This is a genomic window from Streptomyces sp. NPDC031497 (assembly GCF_055580905.1).
Genome location: NZ_JBVIKO010000004.1, coordinates 1 through 24,622, shown reverse-complemented (window position 1 = coordinate 24,622; position 24,622 = coordinate 1). Strand labels below are relative to the sequence as shown.

Sequence of the window (24,622 nt, the reverse complement as noted above, 5' to 3'; positions counted from 1 at the left end):
GTTCCGCGCGTGAACAATGAGTACCGTCTGTGTGTCCAAGGGTCGGTCGGTCGTGCCGGCCGACGGCCCCGGGACGGTTAGGCTCTAGTCGCAAGGCTGAGCAAGGGCCGACAAGGTCCGCGTGCGCCCGCACAACCAGCGTCACATCCCAAGAAGGAGATGCTCGTGCCGTCCATCGACGTCGTCGTAGCCCGGGAAATCCTGGACTCCCGAGGCAACCCCACGGTCGAGGTCGAGGTCGGCCTCGACGACGGCAGCACGGGTCGTGCCGCCGTCCCGTCCGGCGCCTCCACCGGTGCCTTCGAGGCCATCGAGCTCCGTGACGGGGACCCCAACCGCTACCTCGGCAAGGGCGTCGAGAAGGCCGTCCTCGCCGTGATCGAGCAGATCGGCCCGGAGCTCGTCGGCTACGACGCCACCGAGCAGCGCCTGATCGACCAGGCGATGTTCGACCTGGACGCCACCGACAACAAGGGCTCGCTCGGCGCCAACGCCATCCTCGGCGTCTCCCTCGCCGTCGCCCACGCCGCCTCCGAGGCCAGCGACCTCCCTCTCTTCCGCTACCTGGGCGGCCCCAACGCGCACCTGCTGCCGGTGCCGATGATGAACATCCTCAACGGCGGCTCGCACGCGGACTCCAACGTGGACATCCAGGAGTTCATGATCGCCCCGATCGGCGCGGAGTCCTTCTCCGAGGCGCTGCGCTGGGGCGCCGAGGTCTACCACACCCTCAAGAAGGTCCTGAAGTCGAAGGGCCTGTCCACCGGCCTCGGCGACGAGGGCGGCTTCGCCCCGAACCTGGAGTCCAACCGCGCCGCGCTCGACCTCATCCTGGAGGCGATCAAGCAGGCCGGTTACGTCCCCGGTGAGCAGATCGCCCTCGCGCTCGACGTCGCCGCGTCCGAGTTCTACAAGGACGGCAAGTACGAGTTCGAGGGCAAGTCCCGCTCGGCCGCCGAGATGACCGAGTACTACGAGGAGCTCGTCGCCGCGTACCCGCTGGTCTCCATCGAGGACCCGCTGTTCGAGGACGACTGGGCCGGCTGGAAGGTCCTCACCGACAAGCTGGGCGACAAGGTCCAGATCGTCGGCGACGACCTCTTCGTCACCAACCCGGAGCGTCTGGCCCGCGGCATCGAGGACGGCGCCGCCAACGCCCTGCTCGTCAAGGTGAACCAGATCGGCTCGCTCACCGAGACCCTGGACGCCGTCGAGCTGGCCCAGCGCAACGGCTTCAAGTGCATGATGTCGCACCGCTCCGGCGAGACCGAGGACGTCACCATCGCCGACCTCGCCGTCGCCACCAACTGCGGCCAGATCAAGACCGGCGCCCCGGCCCGCTCCGAGCGCGTCGCCAAGTACAACCAGCTGCTGCGCATCGAGGAGATCCTCGACGACGCCGCGGTGTACGCCGGCCGCAGCGCCTTCCCGCGCTTCAAGGGCTGACCCGCCAGGGGTCGCTGACCCGTTAAGGGTCAAGGCTGCGCCAGTCGTACGTACGTCCCCGTACCGGTCCCGTACCGTGTGCGGGGACGTACGCGCGTGTGAACGGGAGGCGGGGACATGGCCGTGAAGGACCGGGACCGGTTCTCCACCGCGACCAGGCTGAAGCTGCTCGGTGAGCAGACGGCGGCCCGGGTCTACCGCTCCCAGACCAAGCGGCAGGCCCGCCGCTCCCGGCTCACCGGCCGGGCCGCGCTGCTCGCGATCGTGCTGTGCACGATGATCGTCGCGCTCGCCTATCCGATGCGGCAGTACGTCTCCCAGCGCGCCGAGATCGCCGACCAGGAACGCCAGCAGAAGCAGGCCCGGCAGCGGGTCGAGCAGCTGCGGGACGTCAAGGCCCGGTGGCAGGACGACGCGTACGCCGAGCAGCAGATCCGGGAGCGGCTGCACTACGTGATGCCGGGGGAGACGGGGTACATCGTGATCGACCCCGCTGCCGCCCGGCAGGCGCACGCCTACCTCGGGGCGGCCGACCGCCCGTGGTACGCGAACGTCTGGGACGGCGTCGACAAGTCCGACGCGTCCGACCAGTGAACCGACAGAAAGCCACACAGAACACAGTCATGCACACGCCTCCGCCCTCCACTCCGCGCACCGAGCCGACCGACGCCGACGTCGAGGCCTTCCAGCAGCAGCTCGGGCGGCCGCCGCGAGGGTTGCGGGCGATCGCGCACCGGTGCCCGTGCGGGCAGCCGGACGTCGTGGAGACCGCGCCGCGGCTGCCCGACGGCACGCCGTTCCCGACGCTGTACTACCTGACGTGCCCCAAGGCCGCGTCCGCCATCGGCACCCTGGAGGCCAACGGCGTGATGAAGGAGATGACGGCGCGGCTGGAGAGCGACCCGGAGCTGGCGGCGGCGTACCGTGCCGCGCACGAGGACTACATCCGGCGCCGGGACGAGATCGAGGAGCTGACGGGGTTCCCGAGCGCCGGCGGGATGCCGGACCGGGTGAAGTGCCTCCACGTGCTGGTGGCGCACTCGCTGGCGGCGGGGCCCGGCGTGAACCCGCTCGGCGACGAGGCGATCGCCCTGCTGCCCGAGTGGTGGGCCAAGGGGGCCTGCGTGACGCCCGCGGGGCCGCCGACGGGCGAGGGGTGGCAGACGGAGACGACGGAGGACGGCAAGGGATGGTTCTCCTTCCGGCCGGCCCAGGAGGACGACAAGTGACCCGCGTCGCCGCCATCGACTGTGGCACCAACTCCATCCGGCTGCTCGTCGCCGACGCGAACCCGGAGACCGGGGAGCTCGTCGACCTGGACCGGCGGATGGTGATCGTGCGGCTCGGGCAGGGGGTCGACCGGACCGGGCGGCTGGCGCCGGAGGCGCTGGCGCGGACCTTCGCCGCCTGCCGGGAGTACGCGGCCGTCATCAAGGAGTACGGGGCGGAGCGGCTGCGGTTCGTGGCCACCTCCGCTTCCCGGGACGCCGAGAACCGCGACGAGTTCGTGCGCGGGGTGCTGGACATCCTCGGCGTCGAGCCGGAGGTCATCAGCGGTGACCAGGAGGCCGAGTTCTCCTTCATGGGTGCGACGAAGGAGCTGACGGGCCGCGACGACCTCGCCAGGCCCTTCCTCGTCGTGGACATCGGCGGCGGTTCCACCGAGTTCGTTGTCGGGGACGAGCGGGTGCGGGCCGCGCGGTCCGTGGACGTCGGCTGCGTGCGGATGACCGAGCGGCACCTGGTGCACGAGGGGCAGGTCAGCGACCCGCCGACCGAGGCCGAGATCGCCGCCCTGCGAGCCGACGTCGAGCGCGCCCTCGACCTCGCCGAGCGGACCGTGCCGCTGCGCGAGGCGCACACCCTGGTCGGTCTGGCCGGGTCGGTCACCACCCTCTCCGCCATCCACCAGGACCTGCCGGAGTACGACTCCGCCGCCATCCACCACTCCCGCATCCCCTACGACCGGGTCCGGGAGATCACCGAGCGGCTGCTGGACTCCACCCACGCCGAACGCGCCGCGATCCCCTCCATGCACCCCGGGCGCGTCGACGTCATCGGCGCGGGCGCCCTCGTCCTGCTGTCGATCATGGAACGGGTGGGCGCGACGGAGGTCGTGGTGAGCGAGCACGACATCCTGGACGGCATCGCCTGGTCCATCGCCTGACCCTCCCACCCGGCAACACCCGCTCCCGCGGCCCGGCGTCGCCTGCTCCTGCGGCCCGGCGACGCCTGTCCCTTCCGCCTGACCTTGCCTGCTCCTGCGGCTTGGCGTCGTCTGGCGTCTCCTGCTCCCTCCGCCGGCGACGCCTGCTCCTGCGGCCCGGCGACGCCTGCTCCCGCCGCCTGGCGAAGCCTGACCCCTCCGCCGGCCTCGCCTGCTCCGTCCGTCCGCCCGGCCTTCCGGCCCGGCCACTCCCGCCGACCGGCGTCGCCCGCGTCTCCTGCCCGCCCCGCCCGCTCCTCCCGTCCCGTCTCACCCCGTGCGAGCGCCTCGCCCACCCCCGCCCGGTCACCTCGTACACCCCTCCCCACCACCTCGGATGAGCGCGCGGGGGTGACGGGTGAGCGGGGTTTCGGGGGTGTGACACGCCGTGCCATGACAGGCCGTCGGGAAACTTCGTGAAGTTCTTCACAAGGAATTCGGTGCAGGTGGGGGGTCCCTGGGGTCCCGTTGGCCCGTTCGGGGGCTCAACAGGCCCGAGCGCGTGCTCAGGGGAGCGTTCCGGGGGTGTTCCGGGAGGTGCTCGTGTGGGTGACATCCGGTGCCTCCGCGGTGCCCCCGGAAGCCTGGACGGGCAGCTCACACGGCATTGACAACGGGTCGTATCGGAAGTGGGTTCCCGCCGCCCACCATGACCTGCGTCACGTGGGCGGGGGAGTGTAACACGACCCCTGTAGAACCTTGTGAAGGGGCGCACGAGCGGCCCCCCTGGGGCGGGTGGATACTCGATGCCATGAGCACCACGGAGCGTCCCAGGATCCTCGTAGTAGGCGGTGGGTACGTAGGCCTGTACGCAGCTCGGCGCATTCTCAAGAAGATGCGCTATGGCGAGGCGACCGTCACGGTCGTCGACCCCCGGTCGTACATGACCTACCAGCCCTTCCTCCCCGAAGCCGCCGCCGGCAGCATCTCCCCTCGGCACGTCGTCGTCCCGCTGCGACGCGTGCTGCCGAAGGCGGAGGTCCTCACCGGCCGGGTCACCACCATCGACCAGGACCGCAAGGTCGCCACGATCGCCCCCCTCGTGGGCGAGGCGTACGAGCTGCCGTTCGACTACCTGGTCATCGCGCTCGGCGCGGTCTCCCGCACCTTCCCGATCCCCGGCCTCGCCGAACAGGGCATCGGCATGAAGGGCATCGAGGAGTCCATCGGCCTGCGCAACCACGTCCTGGAGCAGCTGGACAAGGCCGACTCCACGACCGACGAGGAGATCCGCCGCAAGGCGCTCACCTTCGTCTTCATCGGCGGCGGCTTCGCGGGCGCGGAGACCATCGGCGAGGTCGAGGACATGGCCCGCGACGCGGCGAAGTACTACAAGAACGTGTCCCGTGAGGACATGCGCTTCGTCCTGGTCGACGCCGCCGACAAGATCCTTCCCGAGGTGGGCCCCAAGCTCGGCCTGTACGGCAAGGAGCACCTGGAGAGCCGCGGTGTGGAGATCTACCTCTCCACCTCGATGGACTCCTGCGTCGACGGCCACGTCGTGCTGAAGAACGGCCTGGAGGTCGACTCCAACACGATCGTGTGGACCGCCGGCGTCAAGCCCAACCCGGCGCTCTCCCGCTTCGGTCTGCCGCTCGGCCCCCGCGGCCACGTGGACACCGCCCCGACCCTCCAGGTGCAGGGCACCGACTACATCTGGGCCGCGGGCGACAACGCCCAGGTGCCGGACGTCGCCGCCCGCAAGGCCGGTGTCGAGAACGCCTGGTGCCCGCCGAACGCGCAGCACGCGCTCCGTCAGGCCAAGGTCCTCGGCGACAACGTGGTCTCCGGTATGCGGGGCTTCCCGCAGAAGGAGTACAGCCACGCCAACAAGGGCGCGGTCGCGGGCCTCGGTCTGCACAAGGGCGTCGCGATGATCGTCCTGGGCAAGACGAAGATCAAGGTCAAGGGCCGTCTCGCCTGGTACATGCACCGTGGCTACCACGGTCTGGCCATGCCGACCTGGAACCGCAAGATCCGCATCTTCGCCGACTGGACGCTCGGCATGTTCCTCAAGCGTGAGGTCGTGTCCCTGGGTGCCATGGAGAACCCCCGCGAGGAGTTCTACGAGGCCGCCAAGCCGGCTCCGGTCGCCACCCCGAAGACCGAGGAGAAGGCCAAGGCCTCCTAGGCCAGGGCCTCCTGGGTCAGGGCCTCCTGGGCCAAGGCCTCCCGGCCGAGGTCGGACGGCCTCGGCCGCCGGTCACCGAATCACCCGAAGGACCTCCCGCCATCCGTGGTGCGGGAGGTCCTTCGGCGTTCCCGGACACCCGGGCAACTGCGTGGTGGCTACAGCTGTTTTGCCCAGTCGTAACTCCTTTGCGGGACTGCGCTGCTGCCCTCACGGTGTTTACGTGGTAACCGGCATCCGGGATCGTCGTCTTGGAGGTGTGTGCCATGGCCGACGCCGCGTCGCGGCTGAGGAGTGTTGCCGAGCAGGTGCTGGGAGTCCCGCTCCCGGTACGGCTGCGGGCCTGGGACGGATCACAGGCCGGACCGCCGGACGCTCCGGCGATAGTGATCCGTAACCGCCGTGCCCTGCGTTACATGCTGTTCAAGCCGGGGGAACTGGGCCTGGCCCGGGCCTGGGTCGCCGGCGATCTGGACATCGAGGGCGACCTGTACAGCGCCCTGGCGGTGATGTCCGGACTGATCTGGGAGCGCGGGGAGGACGACCGTACCCTCGCCCAGGCCCTGCGCGACCCCGAGGTGCGGGCCGCCGGCCGGGAGCTGCTGAAGCTCGCCGGACCGCCCGTCCCGCCGCCCCCGCCCCGCGAGGAGGTGCGCAGACGCCGCCATCTGCACACCCGCCGCAGTGACAAGCAGGCCATCAGCCACCACTACGACGTGGGGAACGACTTCTACGAGATCGTCCTCGGGCCGTCGATGGTCTACTCGTGCGCGTACTGGGAGGACGACGGCACCCTGGAGACCGCCCAGCGCGACAAGCTTGAACTCGTCTGCCGGAAGCTCGGTCTGAAACCCGGTCAGCGGCTGCTCGACGTCGGCTGCGGCTGGGGCTCGATGGCGATCCACGCGGCCCGCGAGCACGGCGTGAGCGTCGTCGGGGTCACCCTCTCCCAGGAGCAGGCCGCGTACGCCCGTAAACGGGTCGCGGACGAGGGTCTGACGGACCGGGTGGAGATCAGGGTCCAGGACTACCGGGACGTCAGGGACGGGCCGTACGAGGCGATCTCGTCGATCGGGATGGCCGAGCACGTGGGCGCGGAGAAATACCTGGACTACGCGCGCGATCTGTACGCCCTGCTGAAGCCGGGCGGCCGGCTGCTCAACCACCAGATCGCGCGGCGGCCGCGGCGCGACGAGGAGGCCTACCAGGTCGACAAGTTCATCGACGCCTATGTCTTCCCGGACGGGGAACTCGCGCCGATCGGCACCACCGTCACCCAGCTGGAGCGGGCCGGGTTCGAGGTGCGGGACGTGGAGTCCCTCCGCGAGCACTACGCCCGCACCCTGCGTCAGTGGGTGGTCAACCTGGAGGCCGACTGGACCCGGGCGGTACGGCTCACCAGCCCCGGCCGGGCGCGCGTCTGGCTGCTGTACATGGCCGCCTCCGCGCTCGCCTTCGAACGCAACCGCATCGGCGTCAACCAGGTGCTGGCAGTCAAGACCCCCGAGCCGGGTGCGTCGGGGCTGCCGCTGCGCTCCCGGACCTGGAACCGGTAGCACCCACAGCCGGAGCCAGCAGGACGGCGAAGGGGCCCCGCACGCACGGTGCGGGGCCCCTTCGCCGGGTCCGCGGCTACTCGGACTTGATCGCCGCCAGCATGTTCAGGCGCGCCGCGCGCCGGGCCGGCCACAGGGCGGCCAGGACGCCGACCAGGCCGGCCAGCACCAGGAAGAGCGCCATCCTGGACCACGGCAGGACCAGTTCGTACGTCGCCATCCGCGCGCCGACCAGCCGGCCGGCCGCCCAGCCGAAGAACACCCCCAGGCCGAGGCCCAGCACCCCGCCGAAGAGCGAGATGACCAGGGACTCCAGCCGGACCATCCGCTTGACCGCCTTGCGGTCCAGGCCGATCGCGCGCAGCATGCCGATCTCCTGCTGCCGTTCGAAGACCGACATGGCCAGGGTGTTGACGACACCGAGGACCGCGACGATCACCGCCATCGCGAGCAGGCCGTAGACCATGTTCAGGATCAGCGTGAACGCCCGGGCGATGGAGTCGGACAGGTCTTGCTTGTCCTGGACCTTGATCGCCGGGTTGGAGCCGAGGACCTTCTCCAGCTTGTCCTTGGCCGCGCCGGACGCGCCGTCCGCCGTCTTGACCATGACCTGCATGTCGGCGGGGTCGGTCTGGTGCGAGGCGAGGACGGCGTTGTCGAGCATGATCCCGTGGATCACCTCGTTGCCCTCGTAGATCCCGGCGACGGTCATCTTCTGCGCCTTGCCGTCCTCGTAGTGGACGGTGAAGCTCGAACCCGCCTTCCAGCCGAGCGACTTGGCCTTGTCGGCGTCCACGACGACGTCCGAGCCGCCGACCTTGAACGAGCCGTTGTCCACCGTGAGGTCGGTCAGCCTGCCGATCGCCGAGCCGTTGACGCCGGTCAGGAACTCGGTCTTGCCGTCGATCCGGGAGACCGCGTTGCGCAGCGGGCTGCTCGCGGTGACGCCGTCCGTGGCCGCGACCTTCTTCGCCACGTCGGGGGAGAGCGCGTTCCCGTTGGCCATCGAGACGATGTAGTCCGCGCGGATCGCCGAGCTCGCCATCTTGTCGATCGACTTCTGCAGGCTGCCCGCCATCACCGTCATGCCGGTGATCAGGGTCAGGCCGATCATCAGCGCCGAGGCGGTCGCGGCGGTACGGCGCGGGTTGCGCACCGAGTTCTGCCGGGCGAGCTTGCCGGAGACGCCGAACCCGCGCAGCAGCGGGGCGGCGGCCGCGATCAGCGGACGGGACAGCAGCGGGGTCAGGACGAACACACCGATGATCAGGAGGACCGCGCCCAGGCCCATCGGCGCCTGGCCGTCGGAGCCCTCCATCGTGGTCGCCGCCAGGATCACCGTCACGCCCGCCGCCGAGAACAGCGCGCCGATCGTGTTGCGCAGCACCAGCGACTTGGTGGTCGGCGCCGAGTGCAGCGCGCTCATCGCGGCGACCGGCGGGATCTTCGCGGCCCGGCGGCCGGGCAGCCAGGCGGCCAGCATGGTGATGACGACGCCGACCGCGAGGGCGGCCGCCACCGTGCCGCCGCTGACGACCAGCGGGCCGTCCGGGACGGTCGCGCCGAACGAGCCCATCAGCGCGCGCAGTCCGGCGCCGATGCCGATACCGGCGACCAGACCGGCCACCCCGGCCACCGCGCCGACCACGAACGCCTCGATCAGCACCGAGCGGGTGACCTGGCGGCGGGAGGCGCCCACCGCGCGCAGCAGCGCCAGCTCCTTGGTGCGCTGGGCGACCAGCATGGTGAAGGTGTTGGCGATGATGAACGTGCCGACGAACAGGGCGATACCGGCGAAGACCAGCAGGCCCTGGCGCAGGCCGCTCATGCCGGCGGCGATGGCCTTCGCCTGGTCGTCGGCGAGCTTCTTGCCGGTGGTGGTCTCCACGAGCCGCTTCGGCAGCGCCTGGTCCAGCTGGGACTTCAGCGTGGCCTGGGCGGTGCCGGACTTCGCGGTCACGTCGATCTCGTCGTACGTGCCCGTCTTGCCGAACAGTTGCTGCGCGGTCGCCGTGTCGAACAGCGCGAGGCTGCCGCCGGCCGCGACGTTGCCGTCGTCGGTGGTGAAGATGCCCGCCACGGTCGGGGTGAGGACCGGGCCGTCGACCGAGATGCGCACGGTGTCGCCGACCTGGTAGCCGGCCCGCTCGGCGGTCTTGGAGTCGATCAGCACCTCGCCCTTGCCGCTGGGCGCGTGGCCGCTGACCAGCGGGTAACGGGCGTCCTTGGTGCCCCAGTAGTTGCCGCCCTCGGACTGCCAGCCGCCGCCGATCAGCTTGCCGTGCTTGTCGGCCATGGCGGTGAATCCGGTGACCACCCCGGTCGCGGAGGCGGCCCCGGGAACCTTCGCCGCCTTGTCGAGCACGGCCTGAGTGAGGTCGGGCGTCTTGCCGACCTTGTCGCCCTTCGAATCCTGGTACTTGGCCTGTACGGCGACGTCGACACCCGCGAAGCCCTTGGCCGAGCTGTTCTGGTAGGCGTCCGAGATGGTGTTGGTGAAGACCAGGGTGCCGGAGACGAACGCGACGCCGAGCATGACGGCGAGCACGGTCATCAACAGCCGGGCCTTGTGCGCGAGGACGTTGCGCAGGGCGGTGCGGAACATCAGCTGGTCCGGCCCTTCGCGTCGAACTCGGGGGTCTGGGGCCGCGCGGCGGAGCCGCTGGTGTCAGCGCCCCCAGGAAATTGCCGCATGAAGTCGAGGACCGTCTCGGCCGTCGGGCGGTACATCTCGTCGACGACCCGGCCGTCGGCGAGAAAGACGACGCGATCCGCGTACGACGCCGCGACCGGGTCGTGGGTGACCATGACGACCGTCTGGCCCAGCTCCCGCACCGAGTTGCGCAGGAAGCCGAGCACCTCGGCGCCGGAGCGGGAGTCCAGGTTTCCGGTCGGCTCGTCACCGAAGATGATCTCCGGCCGGGAGGCGAGGGCGCGGGCGACGGCGACGCGCTGCTGCTGGCCGCCGGAGAGCTGCGAGGGACGGTGGCTCAGCCGGTCCTTCAGACCGACCATCTGGATGACGCTGTCGAGCCACTGCCTGTCCGGTTTGCGGCCCGCGATGTCCATCGGGAGTGTGATGTTCTCCAGCGCGGTCAGCGTCGGGAGCAGGTTGAACGCCTGGAAGATGAACCCGATCTTGTCCCGGCGCAACTTGGTGAGCTGCTTGTCCTTCAGGGAGCCGAGTTCGGTGTCGCCGATCCGCACGGAACCGGAGGAGAAGGTGTCGAGGCCGGCCACGCAGTGCATCAGCGTGGACTTGCCGGAGCCGGACGGCCCCATGATCGCGGTGAACTCGGCCTGCGGGAACTCGACGGTGACCCGGTCCAGGGCGACGACCTGCGTCTCACCCTGCCCGTAGATCTTCGAGAGCTCCGTGGCGCGAGCGGCCACCGAGGTGGTCCGCCGGTCGGCCGGGGGCACCCCCGGACGAAGGCTGGGGGAGGGTGTGGTGGACACGGAAGGGCGCTCCTGTCGGGACGACGTCGTTCATGGGGACCGCACCATCGTCTCGGCCGCACGGGCCCGTGTAGTCAGCCGTAGTTCCGGTTCCGGAGGGCAACCAAGGGGGGACCGGGGGCCCGCCGTGTCATACCTGGGGATGACGGCGGACCCTCAGGCCGGCCGCACCAGATCCGGAACCGGTCGCTCCGACCCGTCGAGAACAGGTGGAGCCCCCTTGTTCGGACGGTGAAATTCCGTCATTCCCCGTACGCGCGCACCCACCGCGCGTAACGCTATTGGCAAGTGCGGATGGCTCGTTCCGGGGGCTGATGCACCCTCAGACGTCAATAAAATAAGACAACATCGGGTCGCCCGTCCGCTGTTCGAGGGACGCCTCCCGATAGGCTCGGAATCTCGTAGCGGAGCCCATGGCCTGCCCGGATGGTGGAATGCAGACACGGCGAGCTTAAACCTCGCTGCCCCTCGCGGGCGTACCGGTTCAAGTCCGGTTCCGGGCACTTCCCGCGCCCTCTCGGGGGCGGCGGCTCGTCCCTCAGAGCGTCGGCTCATCCCTCGTAGACGGTCAGGACCGCGCCGTCCACCTCGATACGGCGGCCCGCGCGCATGCCGTTGCGGCGCAGCGCGCGCAGGCACTCCTCGAACAGGGGGAGTTCGCCGGCGTCCAGGATGGCGGCGGCCAGGTCCAGGAGTTCGGTGACCGAGGCGTCGGTGAGTACCTCGGGCAGTTCCCCGGACAGCAGGACGACGGACTCGCCGTCGGGTCCCCGGACCACGGCCGTCGCCGGTCCGCCGTGCACGAACAACACATCTCCCCCTGAGAGCCCGTGGTCGTGCGGCTCTCGCGTCCCGGGCAGGACGAGAGACTAGCCCTGGATCTTGACGGTTTCGTGCGGAGTTGGATTCTTTTTCCGACTTGACGGAAGAACGTCCGAGAGCGTTCGGAGAGCGGTCCGCCGAGGGGCCGGGGAGCGGTCCTCCGGCGGATCGGGGAGCGGTTCGCCGACGGATCGGAGAGCGCCCCCGACGGACCAGAGGCGGTCCGGGGCGGTCCGGGGTGGTCCGGAGGCGGCTCCGGGCGGTCCGGGGGCGGTCACTGCTCCTTGGGCGGTCTGGAGGAACGGTCCAGCAGCGACTCGACCAGAGCGGTGACGTGGCGGCGGTCGTCCGCCGACAGCTTCTGGACGCTCGCGATGAGCAGCGCGACCTCGGGGTCGGCGGCGCCGCCGTTCGCGCCGGCGCCCGGCGAGGTGTCGTACACGTGGATCCCGCACGCCTCGGCGGCGGCCCGGCGCACGCTCTCCAGCGGGAGCTCCAGCCCCTTGGCCAGGCCCTCCAGGGTCGTCGTCTGGGGCATGCGGACCACCCGCTCGGTGGTGGCCAGGTGGTGGACGGTGGAGCGGGGGATACCGCCGCGCCGCGCCACGTCACCGTAGGACCAGCCCTTGCGGTCGAGGTGCTCACGGATCAACTGCTGCAGTGCGTTGGCCACTGACCGTCACTTCCTGCTCGCCGCCTGCGGAGTCCGCCATGTCGCGCCGATTCTACGGTCGCCGCCGCGATCGGCCGAGAGGGTGATTTCTCGAACGGGTTGCGCAGGGGGTCTCCGAGGGCCTAGTGTCCAATCTCGTTGGACAGCTCGTCCGACCAGATTGGACAGAGTCCGGGGGGAACCTGACTCGGTCCGATCGGAAATGTCTATCCCTGAGGGGGAAGCGATCATGATGGACGCCCATGAGCTCGAGGCCGAGTCCGCGGAGCTGCTGCCGGGTCGTGAGGCCCTGGGCCGGCTGAAGTTCGGCTTCGGAAAGACGGTCAACGTCACCAAGCACGTCGCGAACATCAGCGCCCACAACGAGTCCGCCGCGCTGAACGACCACTCGTCGTGGTCGGTGGCCGACTCCGGCGCCGCCCAGACCATCAGCGTCACCCAGTAACGCCGCCCCGGCGCACGGCGCCGGTGCCGATCTCGACCTCATCGCACACGAAACGAAAGGACATCCGTCATGAGCATGGACATGAACGAGCTGGAGAACGAGTCCGCGGAGCTGCTGCCGGGCCGTGAGGCCCTCGGCCGGCTGAAGTTCAGCTTCGGCAAGACCGTCAACGTCACCAAGCACATCGCCAACATCGACGCGTCCAACCAGTCCGCCGCCCTGAACGACCACTCGGCGTGGTCGTCCGCCACCTCGCAGGCCGCGCAGACGATCAGCGTCACCCAGTAGTCCCCGGGAGCGCCACCGCCGTCGCCCCGGCGGTGGCGCTCGCGGCCGGTGCCGGACAGGCGCCAAGGGGGGAACTGCATGCGGGATCCGGGGGGAGACCACACATGACGGTGCTCGGAGACGGGACCGCCGCACTGTACGACACGGGCCCGGTGCCCGGACCCGGCGGCTGGCCGGTCACCTACGAGCAGGTCGCGACGGGCAACCTGCCGGTGGTGGACCCGCCGTCGCCGATCCCGAGGCTGAGCGCGGGACTGCGGTTGCACGGCGAGTACCAGGGGTCGGGATTCACCGAGCCCAAGTACATCGCCCGTCGGGGGGACGGGCAGGTCGTGCAGCTGTCCAGGCTGCTGTACCTGGTGGCGTCGTCGGTCGACGGCGTCCGCGATGCCGAGGCCATCGCCCACCGGGTCAGCGCCCGCTTCGGCCGTGAGGTCAGCGGGGAGAACATCCGCTTCCTCGTCGAGAAGAAGCTCGAACCGCTGGGCGTGACGGTCCCGGAGGGCCAGGAGGACGACGAGGTCGACGCCCCGCGCTCCGACCTGCTGCTCGCCCTCAAGGGCCACCGGGTGATCTTCAACGAGCGGCGGACGGCGAAGATCGCCCGTTCGCTGGCCTGGCTGCACCGACCGGTGGTGGTGGCACTGGTGCTGGCCTCGGCCGTCGGCATGGACGTCTGGCTGTTCGGGTTCTTCGGGGCGATAGAACCCGTCCTGGAGGTGCTCGACCAGCCGGTCCTGATCCTGGTCGTCTTCGTCCTCACCGTGGCCTCCCTCGTCTTCCACGAGTTCGGCCACGCCTCCGCGTGCAGATACGGCGGAGCCCGCCCCGGCTGTATCGGGTGCGGGCTCTTCCTCATCTGGCCCTCGATGTACACCGACGTCACCGACGTGTACCGGATCGGCCGGGCCGGCCGGCTCCGCACCGACCTCGGCGGCGTCTACTTCAACATCGTCTTCATGCTGGCCATGGCCGGCGCCTACTTCGCCACCGGGGCGCAGTTCTTCCTCGCCACGGTCTACCTCGGGCACTTCGAGATCCTGGAACAGCTGATGCCGGCCGTACGGCTGGACGGCTACTACATCCTCGGCGACCTGGCCGGGGTCCCGGACCTGTACGGCAAGATCAAGCCGATCCTGCTGGCCCTGGTGCCGGGGCCGCGGGGGGACAAGGCCCGCGAGGAGGTCGCGGGGCTGAAGAAGTCGGCGCGCGCCATCGTCGCCACCTGGGTGCTGACGATGGTCCCGCTGATCATCGGCGAACTCGGGTACGCGCTGTGGAACCTGCCGCGGATCCTCACCACCATGACCCGCTCCCTGACCGAGCAACTCGTCGGTACCGGCTCGGCGTTCGTGGACGGGAAGATCGTCGAGGGGCTGGTCGGGACCATCGGCAGCGTGATGCTGCTCTGCCCGATGGCCGGTGTCGTCTATCTGTCCGTGAAGATCGGCGGGCGGCTCTTCCGGGCCGCGAAACGCACCACGGCGGGCCGGCCGAGGCTGCGGCTTGCGGTCTGCGCGCTCGCCCTCGCCGGGCTCACCGGTCTCAGCTACGCCTGGGTCTCCGGGGTGACGCCGAAGCCGCTGCCCAAGCAGCCGCCGATCGCGCCGATCCTCCAGCCGGGGGTGCCCACCGAGGCACCGCCGGCCCGGCAGGCAACGACCCCGGACAGCCCGACGGACTCCGGTGCCCCGTCGGATCCGGCGGCCGGTGCGACGGCCGCCTCGGCCGGGGCGGGCGCCGGCCCCTCGCCGACGGAGTCCTCGCGCCGGGCGTCCGCCTCGGCGTCGCCGTCCGCGTCGGTACCCGGCGGCCCTGGCGGCGGTACCTCCAGGTCGCCGGTGCCGTCCAGCGGGGGAACGGTCGCCGATCCGGTGCCCTCGCCGTCCGACGGGACCGGCACCACGGAGCCCGAGCCGTCGCCCACGCCGTCGGAGAGCGTCCCGGCGTCCCCGCCGCCCAGCCCGTCCCCGCCGCCGGCCAGCGACCCGCCCAGCTCCCCGGCCCCGGCCACGTCCTGACGAGCGGCCCCGGGCCGTCGTACGGCCACCGCGCGGGCCGGTCCGCCGGCCACCACCACGCGGCCGGCCGGCGCACGGCCACCGAACCACCCACCGCAGAAGCACAGGAGCATCCATGAGCAGTCACCGAAAACCACGCACCACCTCAGGTCCGCTCACCCGGCGGGCCGTCCGGATCGGCCTGTTCGCGGCCGGGGTCGCCGGGGCGGCCACCGCCCTGCCCGCACAGGCGGCCACCGCCGTGCCGCACGCCGCGGTCGCCTCCGACCATGTCTTCAGCCACGCCGACCGCGGGCACCACACCCAGGTCCGGGACTCGTTCACGGTCCGTCAGTTCGGCAAGGTCAACGCCGCCGCCGTACGCAACCAGGCCAACGCCGTCTCGGCCGGCTGCTCGGCCGACGACCACTGCCGTTCGGTCGCGCTGTCCTTCCAGATCGTCACGGTCGCCGGGGAGCACGCGCGGCTGAACGCGGTGAACCTCAGCGACGCCGCCAACAAGGAGTGCACGGGCTGTCAGACCCTGGCCGGTGCCTACCAGTTCGTGGTCTCCACGCCCAACCCGCTGCTCCTCGACGCCACCGCGCGGGGCAAGCTCGCCGACATCCACCGCCGGCTCGACGAACTGACCCGCTCCACACTGCCCGCCGCCGACCTGCGCACGCAGGCCGACGGGCTCGCCGCCGAGGTCACCACCGTCCTGCACGACGCGGTCGCGAGCGCCCCGAAGGGCGACCCGCGCACCGACGTCACCCTGCACCGCCACCTGGACGGCTGGCCGGGTCGCTGACCCCTGCCCCGCCGCTCCGCGCACCGGCCGCCCGGCCCACCACCGCCTCCGGCGGGCCGGGCGGCCGGTCGTGTGCACCGGCGGACCCGGGGCGCGTCCATTGACAGGGAATACCTCGGGACGGAGACTCGGGAGAAGATGGTGAAGGAAATTTCACCAGACGAACCCAGCGGCCGGACGAACCCGGCGAACCAGGCGAACCATGCGTGCCGGGTGCGGCAGGTGCACCAGGTGAACGCCATAGTCTCCGCAGCGGGCGACGACGCCCCGTCCACGGAAGGAACGACCGATGCGCACCACCGTCGGCATCATCGGAGCCGGACCCGCCGGACTCCTGCTCGCCCGGCTGCTGCACAACGCCGGCATCGACTCGGTCGTCCTGGAGAGCCGCGACCGCTCCTACGTGGAACACCGCCAGCGCGCCGGGATCCTGGAGCAGGGCACGGTGGACGTGCTGCGCGCGGCCGGCGCCGGGGAGCGCATGGACCGCGAGGGCCTGCGCCACGACGGCATCGAGCTGCGGTTCGCGACACAGCGCCACCGCGTGGACTTCCCCGGGCTCACCGGCGGGCGGTCCGTGACGGTCTACGCCCAGACCGAGGTCTGCAAGGACCTCATCGCCCTCCAGCTCAAGGAGGGCGGCCCGCTGCTCTTCGAGGCGGAGGCACTGGCGGTGGAGGGCGCCGAGAGCGACCGGCCGCGCATCCGGTTCCGGCACGAGGGCCGCGAGGACGTCCTGGAGTGCGCGTACGTCGTCGGCTGCGACGGCTTCTGGGGCGTCGCCCGCACCGCGTTCCCCGAGTCCCTCTCCCAGGTCTTCGAGCGCACCTACCCCTACGCCTGGCTGGGCATCCTCGCCGATGTGGCCCCCTCCCACGACGAGCTGGTCTACGCCCGCCACGACCGCGGCTTCGCCCTTCTCTCCATGCGCTCCCCGTCCGTCTCCCGCCTCTACCTCCAGGTCCCGGCCGACACGGACGCCGAGGACTGGACCGACGAGGCGATTTGGGACGAGCTGGAGCGGCGTTTCGAGACCGACGACGACTGGCGCCTGGAGCGCGGGCCGATCACCCAGAAGTCGGTCACGCCCATGCGGTCGTACGTCCATGAGCCCATGCGGCACGGCCGGGTCTTCCTCGCCGGGGACGCCGCCCACATCGTGCCGCCGACCGGCGCCAAGGGGCTGAACCTCGCCGTCGGCGACGTCGTCACCCTCGCCCGCGCCCTCGCCCACGAGCGGGAGACGGGCTCCCCCGAGCTCCTGGAGACCTACTCGGCGACCTGCCTGCGCCGGGTCTGGCAGGCCGAGCGGTTCTCGTACGACATGACCACCCTGCTCCACCGCGGCCCCGCGGACACCCCCTTCGACGCCAGGCTCCAGCTGGCCCGGCTCGGCCGGATCGCCTCCTGCCGGGCGGCTGAGACCGACCTGGCGGAGGCGTACACGGGCTTCCCCCTGGACGCCTGAGGCACCTCCGGCCGGTTCCAGTCGTGTAGCGGCTTGGTCATGGAATGAAGCCCTCCATGGCCGGGAATCAGGGGTCCGCGTAGCGTGTTGCGCAGCACGGCAGGGGAAAGATCCTCCTGAGGTACGAGGGTCATTCCTTTGCCAATCCATTACTCTTGACGCCAAGGCCTCGCACAGCGGCCATGGAGGAGTGAAATGAGGAGCAGTAACCCGGTCTTCTCGCGACGGGGGTTCAGCCGCGACAACGGCTACGCGGGCTTCAACACCGCGCCGCAGGCCGGGTACGCACAGGGCAACCCGTACGCGCAGAACCCCTACGCGAACAACCCCTACGCCCAACAGGACGTCCAGCAGGGCGCCCCGCCGCAGGCCCCGGCCACCACCGGCCGCATGACCATGGACGACGTGGTCCTGCGCTCGGCGATGACGCTGGGCACGGTCGCCGTCGGCGCGGCCCTCGCCTGGGCCCTGCTGCCGGTCTCCAGCACCAGCTACGGCCTGGCCTTCGGCTCCGCGATCGTGGCGATGGTCCTGGCGCTGATCCAGAGCTTCAAGCGCACCCCGGTGCCCGCGCTGATCCTGGGATACGCCGCCTTCGAGGGCGTCTTCCTCGGCGTGATCAGCGAGATGTACAACAGCCAGTGGAGCGGCGCCCCGTTCCAGGCGGTGCTCGGCACCATGGCGGTCACGGCCGCGACCCTGCTGGTCTACAAGGCCGGCTGGATCCGCGTCACCGCCCGCTACGCCCGCATCGGCATGGCCATCGCCATCGCCTTCGTGCTGGTCATGGTGGTCAACCTGCTGCTGGTCGCGTTCGGCGTCGCCGACAACGGCGGCCTGCGCAGCTTCGGCCCGCTCGGCGCGATCGTCGGCATCATCGCGATCCTGCTCGGCGCGTTCTTCCTGACCCTCGACTTCAAGCAGATCGAGGACGGCATCGCGTACGGCGCCCCGAAGAACGAGGCCTGGCTGGCCGCGTTCGGCCTCACCCTGACGCTGGTGTGGATCTACGTCGAGATGCTGCGCCTGGTGGCGATCTTCAGCAGTAACGACTAGCGGTCACGACCAGCGGCCACGGCCGGCGGCCACGGCCGGCGGTCACGGCCTTCGGCCGCAAGAGAGCCGAGAAGGGCCCCGGGGCACCACCCCCGGGGCCCTTCGTCGTCTGTGCGCGCCTAGAGAAGTTTGCGCGCGGCCCTCCTCAGGTCGTACTCGTGGATCAACGCCTTCGCGTGGCCGTACGCGAGGTTGTGCTCGTGGCGGAGCCAGCTGACCTTCTCCTCGAAGCGGAAGAGGGACGGGCCTTCGGCGACGGTACGCAGCCAGTCGGACACTTCACGACCGGTGCAGTGGGGGATGCGGGCGAGCATGTTGCGATGGGTCTCCTCGGAGAAGACTTGGGACATCGGCGCCTCCGGTGCGCAAAGGGGGGTTGTAGCCGGTCCTTCACGTCACCGTGCCTGAGTGTTGGCGTGTTGGCAACAGTCGGGACAGGACAGCCGACGTCAGGCGTTACGCTCACGGCGTGGTTGATACGACGCCTCTTACCCGTGCAGTGGAGCACTTCGCCGACAAGTTGAGGGCGGCGCCGCAGAGTCGGTTGCAGAGGGGGGCGGCCGCGGAGGCGCTGTCGCTGGCCAGGCAGTTGGCCGACTGGGCGCAGGCCGTTGAGGAGCCGGGCGGTACGGCCCGGGAGATGCCGGACGCGGGGATGTTCGCCGTGGCCGACCAAATCACCGTGGCCGGGAACGACTTGGCGGTCGTCCTGGAGAGCGACGCGGAGGTGGGGGAAGCGGTGCGCCTGGTGGAGGAGGCGCAGAAGAGGGCGGGGGTGTGAGGGCCGGGGGTGCGTGGTCGGGTGCGGGTGCGATGCGGCTGGTAGCGCAGTTCCCCGCGCCCCCGCAGGGGCGCACTGCGGCGCCCCTGCTTCTGCTTTCAGGGGCGCGGGGAACTGCGCGAACAACCCCCACGCACCCGCACCCGACCACGCACCGTCAACGGCTCACAGCGACGCTATGACCCGGTCCGCCAGGATGTACACGTTCTCCTCGCCGCACGCGAACGTCAGCGTGTAGGCGCCGGAGATCCCCGACCCGCCCAGCAGGTACGGCGTCTCGCCCGCGTTCAGCGCCGCGGCCAGCCGTTCCGCCGTCTCCCGGTGCCCCGGCGTCATGCACAGCGTCGTGCCGTCGGCGAAGACGTAGACGTCCAGCGTGCCCAGCGGCCCGGGGCGCACGTCGGAGAGCTCGACCCGCAACTCGGCCAGCTGCTCCAGCGTCGCGACCGTGCGCTCATGGTCGTTCACCACCGGCGACTGCACCGGTACGAAGTCCGGATGGGACGGGTGACGGCGGCGGGCCGCCGCCAGCTCCGGGGACTCGGCGGGGCCGCTCCCGGCGAAGTCGTCGGCCTCCGTCGCCTGCTCGGCGACCGGCTCCAGGCCCACGAAGTCGCTGTGCCGGGGCAGGAACGGCTCACCGTCCGCCAGACCCAGCAGCGACGGAGTGTCGGAGGCGTCACGCGCCTCCTGCGCGGCCCAGAAGGCCCGCGCCTCGGCCAGTTCCCGCTCCCGCTCCTCGGCGAGCGCCTCGGCCACGGCGGCCCGTATCTGCCCGGCGTCCGCATGGCTGCGGGCGGCCGGCAGCAGGGCGCGCATCGCGGCGGCCTGGTTCTGGGCAAGCTGGGTGTGCAGCTCGGCGACCTGACGGCGCAGCTTCAGAACAGTGCGCAGGACAGCGACGCCCACGGCGCCCGTGGCGGCCGTGGTGAGCAGCAAGGCGATCGGCATGGCGCTCACTGACGTACTCCCGGTTCAAAGTCGACCCCCGACTTCCTACATCAGCTTGAAGGGTGGACTATCAAGCTGTCAGTGCGTAACGTCACGAACCGGACAGGGCTTTGGCCCTCGGGTTTGCCTGGACAGCCACGCTGACCTGCGGTGATACCCCCGCAGAGGGAGATAGGTCACATCCTGGGGGAGATTGGATCACAAATCGGCCCGGTGTTCGGAGTTTTCTCGAACACCGGGCCGGGGCGTCACGGTGGGTCCCATGACGGTCACTCAGGGGTCACTCAGGGGTGGTGCGGTGGCTCAGCTCAGGCGCTCGATGACCATCGCCATGCCCTGGCCGCCGCCGACGCACATCGTCTCCAGACCGAACTGCTTGTCGTGGAACTGGAGGGAGTTGATGAGCGTGCCGGTGATGCGGGCGCCGGTCATGCCGAAGGGGTGGCCGACGGCGATGGCGCCGCCGTTCACGTTCAGCTTCTCCAGCGGGATGTCCAGGTCGCGGTAGGAGGGGATCACCTGGGCGGCGAACGCCTCGTTGATCTCGAACAGGTCGATGTCGTCGACGGTCAGGCCGGCGCGGCGCAGGGCCTGCTGCGAGGCCTCCACCGGGCCGAGGCCCATGATCTCGGGGGAGAGGCCGGTGACACCGGTCGACACGATCCGGGCGAGCGGGGTGAGGCCGAGCTCGCGGGCCTTGGTGTCGGACATGATGATCACGGCGGCGGCGCCGTCGTTCAGCGGGCAGCAGTTGCCGGCCGTGACCAGGCCGTCGGGGCGGAAGACCGGCTTCAGGCCCGCCACGCCCTCCAGGGTGACGCCGGCGCGCGGGCCGTCGTCCTTGCTGACGACCGTGCCGTCGGGGAGGGTCACCGGGGTGATCTCGCGCTCCCAGAAGCCGTTCTTGATGGCTTCCTCGGCGAGGTTCTGGGAGCGGACGCCGAACTCGTCCATGTCCTGGCGGGTGACGCCCTTGGCGCGGGCCAGGTTCTCGGCGGTCTGGCCCATCGCGATGTACGGGTCGGGGACCAGGCCGTCCTCGCGCGGGTCGTGCCAGGTGGAGCCGGTGGACTGGGCGGTGGCGGCGGTACGGGCCTGGGCCTCGGCGAAGATCGGGTTGGTGGTGTCCGGGAGACCGTCCGAGCTGCCCTTGGCGAACCGGGAGACCATTTCGACACCGGCCGAGATGAACACGTCGCCCTCGCCGGCCTTGATGGCGTGCAGCGCCATGCGGCTGGTCTGGAGGGACGAGGAACAGTAACGGGTGATCGTGCAGCCGGGGAGGTGGTCCATGCCCATCTGCACGGCGACGATCCGGCCGAGGTTGTAGCCCTGCTCGCCGCCGGGGAGGCCGCAGCCGAGCATCAGGTCGTCGATGTCCTTGGGGTCCAGCTCGGGGACCTTGGCGAGGGCGGCCTGGATGATCGTCGCGGTGAGGTCGTCGGGGCGCAGGTCCTTCAGGGAGCCCTTGACGGCACGGCCGATCGGGGAACGGGCGGTCGAGACGATGACGGCTTCGGGCATCTCACGGCTCCAGTGACGCGGGGATTGGCAGGGCTGCTTGGGAAGTTACCCGCACGTATGTCGTTGGTCACCGGTGCCGCGGTGTGACACTGGCCGCACTTTCTAAGCGCTTGCTTTTTCGGTGTCGAGGGGTGCGTCGTTCCGTGCGGGTGGGTGGGGGCTGGTCGCGCAGTTCCCCGCGCCCCTGAAGGGGCGCTCCCCCGCCGCCTCTCCGTGCCCCCAGGCGGCACGGGTGGGCGCTGGGGGTGCCCCCTCTGGGAGGAGGCACCCGGCCGGCGCCGGTACGTGACACGCCCCGACTCGGCGCACCGTCTCCCTAGTCGGTCGTGCCGGCCCTCGACCTGGCCTCTTCGGAAGCCGGGTCGGTCGGGAGGGCGGGCGGCTCGTCGACCTGGTGGCGCCGGCGGCGTTTCAGCAGGGCCCACGGTCCCCGCGGCCCCGTCGGCATCGCCGCCGTGACCTCCGTGCCGGCCTCGGCCGCCGCCTCCGCCGCAGCGCGGGCCACCGGGAGGAAGCCCTCGCGGCGGGTGACGTCGGGGCGCTCCTCCTCCGCCGGCCACAGGCCGAGCGCGGCGCAGACCGTGGGGAGCACCGCCATCGCCGCGGTGGCGTAGCCCTCCGCCGAGGGGTGGTAGTTGTCGGGGCCGAAGAGCTCGCGGGGGTTCGCCGCGAACTCGGGGCCCAGCAGGTCGCCCAGCGACACCGTGCGGCCGCCCTGCTCCACCGTGCCGATCGTCTGGGCCGCCGCCAGCTGGCGCGACGCCCGCCGGGCCAGCCAGCGCAACGGCTGTCGTACCGGCTCGATCGTGCCCAGGTCGGGACAGGTGCCGACCACGACCTCCGCGCCCGCCGTGCGCAGTCGGCGGACCGCTGCCGAGAGGTGGCGTACCGAGCGGGTCGGCGGCATGCGGCGGGTGACGTCGTTCGCGCCGATCATGATCACGCACACGTCGGGGCACGGCGAGGCCGAGCCGAGGACCAGCGCCACCTGGCGGTCCAGGTCGTCGGACTGGGCGCCGGGCTGGGCCACGTTGGTGAACTCGACGGGGCGTTCGGCGACCGCCGCGAGGCCCGACGCCAGCAGCGCGCCCGGCGTCTGTGCGGCCCGGTGCACCCCCTGCCCCGCCGCCGTGGAGTCGCCGAGCATCGTCAGGCGCAGCGGAGGCTCACCGGTGCCGTACGCGTCGCCGTAGCGGCCGTCCGCCATCGGCACCCGGCCGCCGCTGTTGCCGTTGTTCACCCGGGTCCTGGCCATCCGCACCTCGGCCAGCACCAGACCCACCGCGGCCGCGCCGACCAGCCCGATCCCGCCTCCGCCGTACGCCGCCCCGGCCGCGATCCGCCGGGCCACCCGCGCCCTCGACATGTTCGTCATGCGTCGCCGCCACCTCCTCGTTGCCGCTCATCCACTCCTTGCCCCGTACACGCCGTGCGTCAATCTCAACGGGGAGTGAACCTCCGGAGCGGGCCTTAGGCTGGCCGCACCACCAGGACCACTTCTTTTGAAAGCAACCGGAGACAACGGTGCGATTCCACGACTCGATGATCAGCCTCGTCGGCAACACCCCGCTGCTGAGGCTCAACAGCGTCACCCAGGGCATCCAGGCCACCGTGCTCGCCAAGGTCGAGTACTTCAACCCGGGCGGTTCCGTGAAGGACCGCATCGCCCTGCGGATGATCGAGGCCGCCGAGAAGAGCGGGGAGCTTCGGCCCGGCGGCACCATCGTGGAGCCGACCAGCGGAAACACCGGGGTGGGGCTGGCGATCGTGGCCCAGCAGAAGGGGTACAAGTGCATCTTCGTGTGCCCCGACAAGGTCAGCACCGACAAGATCAACGTGCTGCGGGCGTACGGCGCCGAGGTGGTCGTCTGCCCCACCGCCGTCGACCCCGAGCACCCGGACTCGTACTACAACGTGTCCGACCGGCTCGTCCGGGAGACCCCCGGCGCCTGGAAGCCGGACCAGTACTCCAACCCGAACAACCCCCTGTCGCACTATCACTCGACCGGCCCCGAGCTGTGGGAGCAGACGGAGGGGAAGATCACCCATTTCGTGGCGGGCGTGGGCACCGGCGGCACCATCTCCGGCACCGGCCGCTACCTGAAGGACGCCAGCGACGGCCGGGTCCAGGTGATCGGCGCGGACCCGGAGGGTTCCGTGTACTCCGGCGGGTCGGGGCGGCCGTACCTCGTCGAGGGCGTCGGTGAGGACTTCTGGCCGACCGCCTACGACCGGACCGTCGCCGACGAGATCGTCGCCGTGTCCGACAAGGACTCCTTCCAGATGACGCGGCGGCTGGCCAAGGAGGAGGGCCTGCTGGTCGGCGGCTCCTGCGGCATGGCGGTCGTGGCCGCGCTGCGGGTGGCCGAGCGGCTCGGCCCGGACGACGTCGTCGTCGTCCTGCTGCCGGACAGCGGCCGCGGCTACCTCAGCAAGATCTTCAACGACGAGTGGATGGCCGACTACGGCTTCCTGGAGGACGAGGGTCCCAGCGCCCGCGTCGCCGACGTGCTCAGCGACAAGGCCGGCGGCTCCATCCCCTCCCTCGTCCACATGCACCCGGAGGAGACCGTCGGGGAGGCCATCGAGGTGCTGCGCGAGTACGGCGTCTCGCAGATGCCGGTCGTCAAGCCGGGCGCCGGGCACCCGGACGTGATGGCCGCCGAGGTCGTCGGCTCGGTCGTCGAACGCGAGCTGCTCGACGCGCTGTTCAGCAAGCGGGCCTCCCTGGAGGACCCGCTGGAGAAGCACATGTGCGCGCCGCTGCCGCAGGTCGGCTCCGGTGAGCCGGTCGGCGACCTGATGTCAGTGCTGGGCGCGGCGGACGCGGCGATCGTCCTCGTCGAGGGCAAGCCCAAGGGTGTCGTCAGCCGGCAGGACCTGCTGGCGTTTCTCGCCAAGGGCGGCAAGCACTAGGGCCTGTCTGACAATTCCCGTCTGCCTCACGACGCCATGCACGCACTCTCGCCGCACCGGGCGCAGACCCAAGTACGTCCAGTACGAGG

At 70.9% G+C, this 24,622-nt stretch carries 22 protein-coding genes and 1 tRNA gene; 15 read left to right on the top strand and 8 right to left on the bottom strand.

What is annotated here, in order from left to right; all coding sequences use genetic code 11:
• Positions 1-159 precede the first annotated feature (159 nt).
• The 6 genes from eno to ACZ5K7_RS08800 all read left to right on the top strand — a co-directional run bounded on the left by eno (position 160) and on the right by ACZ5K7_RS08800 (position 7,339).
• Positions 160-1,446, top strand: coding sequence for a phosphopyruvate hydratase (eno, locus tag ACZ5K7_RS08825; protein WP_351706579.1), 1,287 nt, complete (start codon positions 160-162; stop codon positions 1,444-1,446).
• A gap of 117 nt (positions 1,447-1,563) precedes the next feature.
• Positions 1,564-2,040, top strand: a complete 477-nt coding sequence (locus ACZ5K7_RS08820) for an FtsB family cell division protein (RefSeq protein ID WP_351706576.1) — start codon at positions 1,564-1,566, stop codon at positions 2,038-2,040.
• 29 nt (positions 2,041-2,069) lie between these two features.
• Positions 2,070-2,675, top strand: a complete 606-nt coding sequence (locus tag ACZ5K7_RS08815; RefSeq protein WP_351706573.1) for a DUF501 domain-containing protein — start codon at positions 2,070-2,072, stop codon at positions 2,673-2,675.
• Positions 2,672-3,613, top strand: a complete 942-nt coding sequence (locus ACZ5K7_RS08810; protein WP_351706570.1) for a Ppx/GppA phosphatase family protein — start codon at positions 2,672-2,674, stop codon at positions 3,611-3,613. The genes ACZ5K7_RS08815 and ACZ5K7_RS08810 overlap by 4 nt, the downstream gene beginning before the upstream one ends.
• A 790-nt stretch (positions 3,614-4,403) precedes the next feature.
• On the top strand, positions 4,404-5,783 hold the full coding sequence (locus ACZ5K7_RS08805; RefSeq protein ID WP_351706567.1) for an NAD(P)/FAD-dependent oxidoreductase: 1,380 nt from the start codon (positions 4,404-4,406) through the stop codon (positions 5,781-5,783).
• 266 nt (positions 5,784-6,049) lie between these two features.
• Entirely contained in the window at positions 6,050-7,339 is a 1,290-nt protein-coding gene (locus ACZ5K7_RS08800) for a class I SAM-dependent methyltransferase (protein ID WP_468912047.1), read from the top strand.
• A 76-nt stretch (positions 7,340-7,415) separates the two neighbouring features.
• Here ACZ5K7_RS08800 and ACZ5K7_RS08795 read toward each other — a convergent pair whose 3' ends face one another.
• Both ACZ5K7_RS08795 and ACZ5K7_RS08790 read right to left on the bottom strand, forming a co-directional pair.
• Positions 7,416-9,944 carry an ABC transporter permease gene (locus ACZ5K7_RS08795; protein ID WP_468912044.1) on the bottom strand — a complete coding sequence of 843 codons (2,529 nt, stop codon included), beginning with the start codon at positions 9,942-9,944 and terminating at the stop codon, positions 7,416-7,418.
• Positions 9,944-10,762 carry an ABC transporter ATP-binding protein gene (locus ACZ5K7_RS08790; protein ID WP_351706843.1) on the bottom strand — a complete coding sequence of 273 codons (819 nt, stop codon included), beginning with the start codon at positions 10,760-10,762 and terminating at the stop codon, positions 9,944-9,946. The genes ACZ5K7_RS08795 and ACZ5K7_RS08790 overlap by 1 nt, the downstream gene beginning before the upstream one ends.
• 456 nt (positions 10,763-11,218) lie before the next feature.
• Here ACZ5K7_RS08790 and ACZ5K7_RS08785 point away from each other — a divergent pair.
• Positions 11,219-11,301, top strand: a tRNA-Leu gene (locus ACZ5K7_RS08785).
• A 48-nt stretch (positions 11,302-11,349) separates the two neighbouring features.
• Here ACZ5K7_RS08785 and ACZ5K7_RS08780 read toward each other — a convergent pair.
• Together ACZ5K7_RS08780 and ACZ5K7_RS08775 are read right to left on the bottom strand one after the other, a co-directional pair.
• On the bottom strand, positions 11,350-11,601 hold the full coding sequence (locus ACZ5K7_RS08780; RefSeq protein ID WP_351706558.1) for a hypothetical protein: 252 nt from the start codon (positions 11,599-11,601) through the stop codon (positions 11,350-11,352).
• A 293-nt stretch (positions 11,602-11,894) separates the two neighbouring features.
• The gene (locus ACZ5K7_RS08775; RefSeq protein WP_351706555.1) at positions 11,895-12,293 is read right to left on the bottom strand and encodes a helix-turn-helix transcriptional regulator; all 399 of its coding nucleotides are present in this window, start codon (positions 12,291-12,293) and stop codon (positions 11,895-11,897) included.
• 229 nt (positions 12,294-12,522) lie between these two features.
• Between ACZ5K7_RS08775 and ACZ5K7_RS08770 the strand changes: the two genes are divergently transcribed.
• The 6 genes from ACZ5K7_RS08770 to ACZ5K7_RS08745 all read left to right on the top strand — a co-directional run bounded on the left by ACZ5K7_RS08770 (position 12,523) and on the right by ACZ5K7_RS08745 (position 18,361).
• Entirely contained in the window at positions 12,523-12,738 is a 216-nt protein-coding gene (locus ACZ5K7_RS08770; protein ID WP_207921928.1) for a hypothetical protein, read from the top strand.
• A 69-nt stretch (positions 12,739-12,807) separates the two neighbouring features.
• Positions 12,808-13,026, top strand: a complete 219-nt coding sequence (locus tag ACZ5K7_RS08765) for a hypothetical protein (protein ID WP_351706552.1) — start codon at positions 12,808-12,810, stop codon at positions 13,024-13,026.
• Positions 13,027-13,130: 104 nt separating this feature from the next.
• The gene (locus ACZ5K7_RS08760; RefSeq protein ID WP_468912038.1) at positions 13,131-15,047 is read left to right on the top strand and encodes a zinc metalloprotease; all 1,917 of its coding nucleotides are present in this window, start codon (positions 13,131-13,133) and stop codon (positions 15,045-15,047) included.
• A 115-nt stretch (positions 15,048-15,162) separates the two neighbouring features.
• Complete coding sequence (locus ACZ5K7_RS08755; RefSeq protein WP_351706546.1) at positions 15,163-15,837, top strand: hypothetical protein; 675 nt, start codon at positions 15,163-15,165, stop codon at positions 15,835-15,837.
• Positions 15,838-16,126: 289 nt separating this feature from the next.
• Positions 16,127-17,305, top strand: coding sequence for a 4-hydroxybenzoate 3-monooxygenase (locus tag ACZ5K7_RS08750; protein WP_468912034.1), 1,179 nt, complete (start codon positions 16,127-16,129; stop codon positions 17,303-17,305).
• Positions 17,306-17,500: 195 nt separating this feature from the next.
• Entirely contained in the window at positions 17,501-18,361 is an 861-nt protein-coding gene (locus ACZ5K7_RS08745; protein ID WP_351706540.1) for a Bax inhibitor-1/YccA family protein, read from the top strand.
• A gap of 119 nt (positions 18,362-18,480) precedes the next feature.
• Here the strand turns inward: ACZ5K7_RS08745 and ACZ5K7_RS08740 are convergent, their stop codons facing one another.
• Positions 18,481-18,711 (bottom strand): DUF4287 domain-containing protein, encoded by a 231-nt coding sequence (locus tag ACZ5K7_RS08740; protein ID WP_351706537.1) that lies wholly within the window; start codon positions 18,709-18,711, stop codon positions 18,481-18,483.
• Positions 18,712-18,830: 119 nt separating this feature from the next.
• On the opposite strand from ACZ5K7_RS08740, the gene ACZ5K7_RS08735 reads away from it, so the two are divergent.
• Complete coding sequence (locus ACZ5K7_RS08735) at positions 18,831-19,142, top strand: hypothetical protein (RefSeq protein ID WP_351706534.1); 312 nt, start codon at positions 18,831-18,833, stop codon at positions 19,140-19,142.
• A gap of 165 nt (positions 19,143-19,307) precedes the next feature.
• Here ACZ5K7_RS08735 and ACZ5K7_RS08730 read toward each other — a convergent pair whose 3' ends face one another.
• The 3 genes from ACZ5K7_RS08730 to ACZ5K7_RS08720 form a co-directional block, all read right to left on the bottom strand.
• A complete protein-coding gene (locus ACZ5K7_RS08730; RefSeq protein WP_351706531.1) occupies positions 19,308-20,102 on the bottom strand; it encodes a hypothetical protein in 795 nt (264 codons plus the stop codon).
• Between the two features lie 294 nt (positions 20,103-20,396).
• Positions 20,397-21,617, bottom strand: a complete 1,221-nt coding sequence (locus tag ACZ5K7_RS08725; protein ID WP_351706528.1) for an acetyl-CoA C-acetyltransferase — start codon at positions 21,615-21,617, stop codon at positions 20,397-20,399.
• Between the two features lie 316 nt (positions 21,618-21,933).
• Complete coding sequence (locus ACZ5K7_RS08720; RefSeq protein ID WP_351706524.1) at positions 21,934-22,992, bottom strand: SGNH/GDSL hydrolase family protein; 1,059 nt, start codon at positions 22,990-22,992, stop codon at positions 21,934-21,936.
• 149 nt (positions 22,993-23,141) lie between these two features.
• Between ACZ5K7_RS08720 and ACZ5K7_RS08715 the strand changes: the two genes are divergently transcribed.
• Positions 23,142-24,533, top strand: a complete 1,392-nt coding sequence (locus ACZ5K7_RS08715) for a cystathionine beta-synthase (protein ID WP_351706521.1) — start codon at positions 23,142-23,144, stop codon at positions 24,531-24,533.
• Positions 24,534-24,622 lie beyond the last annotated feature (89 nt).